The organism is Hyphomonas sp., from assembly GCF_041689225.1.
In the GTDB taxonomy this organism is placed as follows: Bacteria; Pseudomonadota; Alphaproteobacteria; order Caulobacterales; family Hyphomonadaceae; genus Hyphomonas.
Genome location: NZ_JBDNGN010000025.1, coordinates 22937 through 29239 on the forward strand (window position 1 = coordinate 22937; position 6303 = coordinate 29239).

At 62.4% G+C, this 6303-nt stretch carries 5 protein-coding genes; all 5 read left to right on the top strand.

What is annotated here, in order from left to right:
* Positions 1-14 precede the first annotated feature (14 nt).
* The gene (locus ACESNB_RS02325; RefSeq protein WP_373003221.1) at positions 15-815 is read left to right on the top strand and encodes a TIGR00730 family Rossman fold protein; all 801 of its coding nucleotides are present in this window, start codon (positions 15-17) and stop codon (positions 813-815) included.
* A 182-nt stretch (positions 816-997) separates the two neighbouring features.
* On the top strand, positions 998-2803 hold the full coding sequence (locus ACESNB_RS02330; protein ID WP_373003224.1) for a flavin-containing monooxygenase: 1806 nt from the start codon (positions 998-1000) through the stop codon (positions 2801-2803).
* 41 nt (positions 2804-2844) lie between these two features.
* On the top strand, positions 2845-4008 hold the full coding sequence (locus ACESNB_RS02335) for an acyl-CoA dehydrogenase family protein (RefSeq protein WP_373003227.1): 1164 nt from the start codon (positions 2845-2847) through the stop codon (positions 4006-4008).
* Between the two features lie 67 nt (positions 4009-4075).
* Positions 4076-4888: a crotonase/enoyl-CoA hydratase family protein gene (locus ACESNB_RS02340; RefSeq protein ID WP_373003230.1), complete on the top strand. Its 813-nt coding sequence runs from the start codon at positions 4076-4078 to the stop codon at positions 4886-4888.
* An 18-nt stretch (positions 4889-4906) separates the two neighbouring features.
* Positions 4907-5698, top strand: coding sequence for an SDR family oxidoreductase (locus ACESNB_RS02345; RefSeq protein ID WP_373003233.1), 792 nt, complete (start codon positions 4907-4909; stop codon positions 5696-5698).
* Positions 5699-6303 lie beyond the last annotated feature (605 nt).

Genomic DNA, 6303 nt, shown 5'->3' on the forward strand with positions numbered 1-6303 from the left:
AAGGAGCCGGCCGGATGAACAAGCACGAGCAGGAAGCCGCCTATCGCCTCTCGGCGCTGGACCAGGATTTCATCCTGGGCGATTCCATGCGCGGTGCGCGCTTCATGATGGAATATACCAAGGCCGAGCAGCATTTGCGGGCGTCGAAAATCCTCTCGACGATTGTCGTGTTCGGAAGCGCCCGCGTGCGCGAGGATGGCAATGAATGGCAGGCGCGGGTCTATGCGGCGGCGCGCGAGTTTGGCTGGTTGGCCTCTGCGCGCGGCGGGGCGCTGGCGGAGAATGACGGCTGGCGCACCAATGTGATCGCCACAGGCGGCGGACCAGGCGTGATGGAGGCGGCCAATCGCGGCGCACAGGATGCCGGTGCGGTGACGATCGGGTTCAACATCGCCCTGCCATTCGAGCAGGAGCCGAACCCCTACATCACGCCGGACCTGTGCCTTCAGTTTCACTATTTCGCCATGCGCAAGATGCACCTTGCGATGCGGGCGCGTGCGCTGGTTGTCTTTCCGGGTGGGTTCGGCACGCTGGATGAATTGTTCGAGCTGCTGACGCTGAACCAGACCGGCAAGTCTCCGAAGATGCCGGTCGTGCTGTATGACCGGGCGTTCTGGAACAAGATCGTGAATTTCGAGGCGCTTGTCGAAGCAGGCGTGATCGCAGAGACGGACCTCGAGCGGTTCGACTTTGCCGATGATGCCGAGGAGGCATGGGAAAGCCTGCTGTCGCAGGGGCTGTCGACGAATGAAGAGACGGAAAGCGGGGCCGAGATTGCGATACTGTCCGGGTGGGAGCCGTCGGGCCTGATGTGATGCGCTCGCCTTTCGCGCCCGGGCCGCAAGAGACAGCGCGTCAGGTTCCGCAAGGGAATAGATTTGCAGGGGGGAATAGTCGGGTAAACTCGCCACAGAGAGAGACTTCGCACCGTGCGACGGTCTCCGCAATTTCATGGGCCGAAAGTGCCCGGAAATGCAGTCAATGGGAGTGACGCGCTATGGCCTTGGACAATGTGGTTGAAGGGCTCGGACTTGATCCGGACGAGTTGCGGGCGAAATATCGCGAAGAACGCGACAAGCGCCTCCGCGACGATGGCAACGAGCAATACGTCAACATGGCGGGCGATTTCGCGCATTATATCGAAGACCCCTATGTCAAACGGGTCGAGCGGGCGCCGCTGACCGATCACACACATGTCGTGATCATTGGTGGCGGATTTGGCGGGATGCTGGCCGGAGCGCGGCTGCACGATGCCGGCGTTGCAGACATTCGGATCATCGAAAAGGGCGGCGACTTTGGTGGCACCTGGTACTGGAACCGCTATCCCGGCGCAGCCTGCGATATCGAAAGCTACATCTACCTGCCGCTGCTTGAGGAGACGGGTTATCTCCCGGTCGAAAAATATTCGAAGGCGCCGGAAATCCTCGAACACAGCCGGCGCATCGCGAACCAGTACAACCTGTATGAAAAGGCCTGCATGCAGACTGAAATCACCGGCCTGAACTGGGACGACACAGCGAACGTCTGGGTGATCGAGACGGACCGCGGCGACCGGATGACGGCGGATCATGTCGCGATGTCGAACGGGCCGCTGAACCGGCCCAAGCTGCCGGGCATTCCGGGTGTCGAGAGTTTCAAGGGGCACAGCTTCCATACCAGCCGCTGGGACTATGATTATACGGGCGGCGATTCCTCGGGCGGGCTGACCGGCCTGAAGGGCAAGCGCGTCGGGATTATCGGGACGGGCGCGACGGCGGTGCAGTGCGTGCCGCATATCGCAGAAGGGGCCGAACATCTCTTCGTGTTCCAGCGCACGCCGTCTTCGATTGACGTGCGCGACAACAAGCCGACGGATTCTGACTGGGCGAAAAGCCTGGAGGCCGGGTGGCACAAGGACCGGATGGAGAATTTCAACACGCTGGTCTCGGGCGGATTTGCGCCGCAGGACCTGGTGATGGATGGCTGGACGCATATCATCCGTAACCTGTTGTTTATCGCCTCGCAGGAGGGTAACAAGGATCTCAGCCCGGAGCACCTGGCCGAGCTGGCCGAGATTGCCGATTTCCAGAAAATGGAACAGGTACGCTCCCGCGTTGACGAGATCGTCAAGGACAAGGCCACCGCCGAGGCGCTGAAGCCGTGGTATCGCCAGTTTTGTAAGCGGCCCTGTTTCCATGACGGCTATCTGCCGACCTTCAACCGGGACAATGTCACGCTGGTCGATACACAAGGCCGGGGCGTTGAGCGAATCACGGAGAATGCAATCATCGCCAATGGCGAGACGTATGAGATCGACTGCTTGATATATGCGACCGGTTTTGAAGTCGGCACTGAATACACGCGGCGGGCCGGCTACGATGTCGGCGGGCGCGACGGGCGCAAATTGTCGGAGCATTGGGCCGATGGTTATCGCAGCCTGCACGGCATGCTGGTGAACGGGTTCCCGAACCTGATCGTCATGGGCACGACGCAGGCCGGCTTCACGGCCAATTATCCGCACCTGCTGGACGAGCAGGCCAAGCAGATTGCCTATCTCGTGTCGGAAGCAGAGAGGCGGCAGGCGAAAGTGTTCGAAGTGAGCGTTGAGGCGGAAGAGGCTTGGGTCGACGAGATTGTGAGCAAGGCGATGATGCGCGAGAAATTCCTCGAGGAATGCACACCGGGCTATTACAATAATGAGGGCAAGCTGAGCAACATGGCGCGGCAGAACACGTCCTATGGGGCGGGATCGAACGCCTATTTTGCCATCCTCAATGGCTGGCGCAGTACTGGCGCGATGGAAGGGCTGGAATTCCCGGCCTGAACCCATGAACAAGCAGGCTGGTAACGGACGAGGAATGCGTCATGGATTTTGAACTGGCCGAAGAATACCGGATGCTGCGCGACCTCGTGCAGCGTTTCGTGCGGGACGAACTGATGCCGCTGGAAGCTGGCGTGCTGGCGCGCGATGCCGAAGGACAAGGCTCGCACCTTGTTGAGGGCGAACGGACGCGGCTCGACACAGTGTCGAAAGAGATGGGCCTGTGGAGCCTTGATGCCCCGGAAGAGTCGGGTGGCATGGGCCTGCCGCATGTGGCGCTGGTGGGTGTGAACGAGGCGCTTGGTTCGACCGTGGCGCAATATACGCTGCCGCCGGATTCACCGAACCTGCGGATGCTGATGACTGCGGTCAACGACCACCAGCGAACGGCCTATCTGGAGCCTTATGCGCGGGGCGAGACGATTTCGGCGATCGGCATATCCGAGCCGGGTGCCGGTGCGGACCCGGCGGGCATGCTGACCAAGGCGGTGAAGGATGGCGACGACTGGGTGATCAATGGCCGCAAGATATGGATCACACGGGCCGCGGAGGCCGACTTCACGATCCTGATGGCGATCACTGATCCGGTGAAGCGGGCGCGGGGCGGCATGTCGGCTTTCCTGATTGACCGCGATACGCCGGGCTTCAATGTGCTTCGGCGCATTCCGATGCTGGGCGGCGAGTATACTTATGAGGTCGTGCTGGAGGATTGCCGGGTGCCGGGCTGGAAACTGCTGGGCAAGGAAGGCGATGGCTTCGGGCCGATGCAGGTGCGCCTCGGCACGCGCCGGATGGAGATGGCGGCCTGGTGCATCGGCGCGGCGCAGCGGGCGCTCGACATGATGATCGACTATGCCCCTCAGCGGGTGACATTTGGCCAGAAACTGTCGCAGCGCCAAGCGGTGCAATGGTGGGTAGCCGACGGCGCAGCCAAGATTCATGCCGCGCGCCTGATGGCCTATGATTGCGCGTGGAGGCTGGACACCGGCAAGGACGTGCGGACCGAAATCTCGATGCTGAAATATTATGCGACCGAGATGGCGCAGGAGATTATCGACAATGCCATGCAGTGTTTCGGCGCGATGGGCATGACCAAAGAGATGCCGTTGCACCTGTTTGCCGGGCGTATCCGCAACATGCGAATCTATGACGGCCCGTCGGAAGTGCACCGCATGGTGGTGGCGCGCAACCTGATGGACACGCGCTGAGCGCCGACACGTTGAGTATGCCTGTCAGGGGGCATAGGATGAATCATAATAGGACAGGAATTCCAGGATGACCGACCGCATAAATATCTTCATCGACAATGGCGTCGCCGATGTGCGCCTCGTGCGCGAAGACAAGATGAACGCGCTGGACGACGCGATGTTCTCGCGGCTGATCTCGGCGGCTGACGAGATCAATGCCGACAAGTCGGTGCGGGTTGTCGTGTTTTCGGGGCAGGGCCGGGCGTTCTGTGCGGGGCTCGATATGGGCAATTTCGGCAAGATGGCCGAGGGTAAGCGGAGCGGGAACAGTGTTGCGGGTGGCGGACTGACGCCGCGAACACATGGGATTGCCAACCGCGCGCAGCAGGCCGTGTGGGGATGGCACAGCCTGCGTGTGCCGGTGATTGCCGCCTTGCATGGCGTCGCGTTGGGCGGGGGCTTCCAGGTGGCGCTGGGCGCGGATATCCGGATCGTGCACCCAGAGACGAAACTGTCGATCCTGGAAGTCAAATGGGGCCTTGTGCCCGACATGAGCTCAACCGCGATCATGCGGCGGCTGGCGCGCGAGGATATTATCCGGGAGCTGACATATACCGGTCGTATCTTCTCCGGGACGCAGGCGCTGGAATACGGGTTCGCGACGAAGCTGTCCGAGACGCCCTATGAGGACGCCATGAACCTGGCGCGCCTGATTGCCGAGAAGAGCCCGAGCGCGGTGCAGGCGGCGAAGAAGCTGTACAACGAGATCGGCGACAAGTCGGATGCCGAGGCATTGCAGGCGGAGTCTGTTGCGCAGGATCAGCTGATGGGTGGCAAGAACCAGATCGAGGCCGTGATGGCCGGACTGCAAAAGCGCGCTGGCAAGTTCGCTGACGAATAGAGCCCGGGGAGGGCGCACATGATCGATTATAAAGGCAAGGCGGCACTGGTGACCGGGGCCGGCTCCGGCATTGGCCGGGCGCTGGCGCAGGCACTGGTGGCGCGCGGCGCGAAAGTCGTCTGCGCCGACATCAATGAGGACGGCGTGCGGGAGACGGCGGACGGTCTTGGCGCGGACGCGTTGGCGGTTGTCTGTGACATGGCTGACCATGATGCGGCGGCCACGCTGATCCATGATGCGGGCACGTGGCAGGGCCGGCTGGACCTCGTCTGTTCGAATGCGGGGATCGGTCTCAATCGGCGGCTGCTCAAGCAGGAACTGGATGAGCGGGCCGAGCGCCTGTTCGAGGTGAACCTGTTCGCGAACCTGCGCGTGGCGCAGGCCTATGCGCGCTGGCTGGAAGCCAGTGGCGGCGAGGGGCGGCTGATGATTACGGGGTCCGAGAATTCGCTGAGCGTGCCGGCGGCGGTCAAGGGCAACGGGCTGGGCCTGTATGGCGCGACCAAGCATGGCGTTCTGGTCATGGCGGAATGGATGCGGGACGAGTTTGCCAGCGGCACTGTGCCGCTGGACGTGCATGTGCTGATGCCGGGCGCGGTCTATACGGCGCTGATCGAGAAGCATTTGCCGGACCCGTCAAAGGCACCGCCGGAACTGGGCCTGATCATGCCGGAGCGGTGTGCGGAAATTGCCTTGAAGGGCATGGACTTGGGCCTGTTCTACATCCCGACGCACGCGCACCTGGCCGATGACATGAAGCCGCGCATGCAAGGCGTGTCGGATGCGCTGAAGGCGCTGGGCCTGAGCTGACCTTCTGAAGGAGGCTCATCTCCACCGGCGCCAGCGGCCGCGCATGGCGGCTGTGCAGTTCTGATTTTCGAGACACATGGCCCTGCGGCCAATGCGGTTGCAGGCAAAGAATGCTGCGTTGCGAGGCGGTCGCGCGGAGCGATGGCGGGCGTGGCCGGGCCTTGGGCCGAGGCGCTGGTTTTGGTCTGTGCTCAGGCGTTGCGAGATGCCGGGCGAGCCGGACCGCATGCGTATCAGGATCTGCCATGGCCGCCTCGATGCGGGCGATGCGGCGCAGGAACGCGTCGGTTGTGAGGTCCGGCTTCAAGACGCGTGCACGCGTGGACACGCCGCGCGGGCCTGTGGGCGGCGTGGGCGGCACGCGATCGGCGACAGGGCGGATATTGAACAGGCCGATACGCGGCGCGGTTTTCCGGCGGAGAGGCAGGGACGTCTCGGGTGTCACGCGCGCGGATGCGACGGGCTTAAAGCACATCCGCGACAAAAGGAATCGTGAGGGATTCCCTTTTGCTTCGAACTCTGATTCTCCTTTTCGGCAGGAGGATTTGTCGATGGCAGTTTCGTATTCGCTTGATTTTCGCCGGGCTGTTGCGGCCCATGTTGGC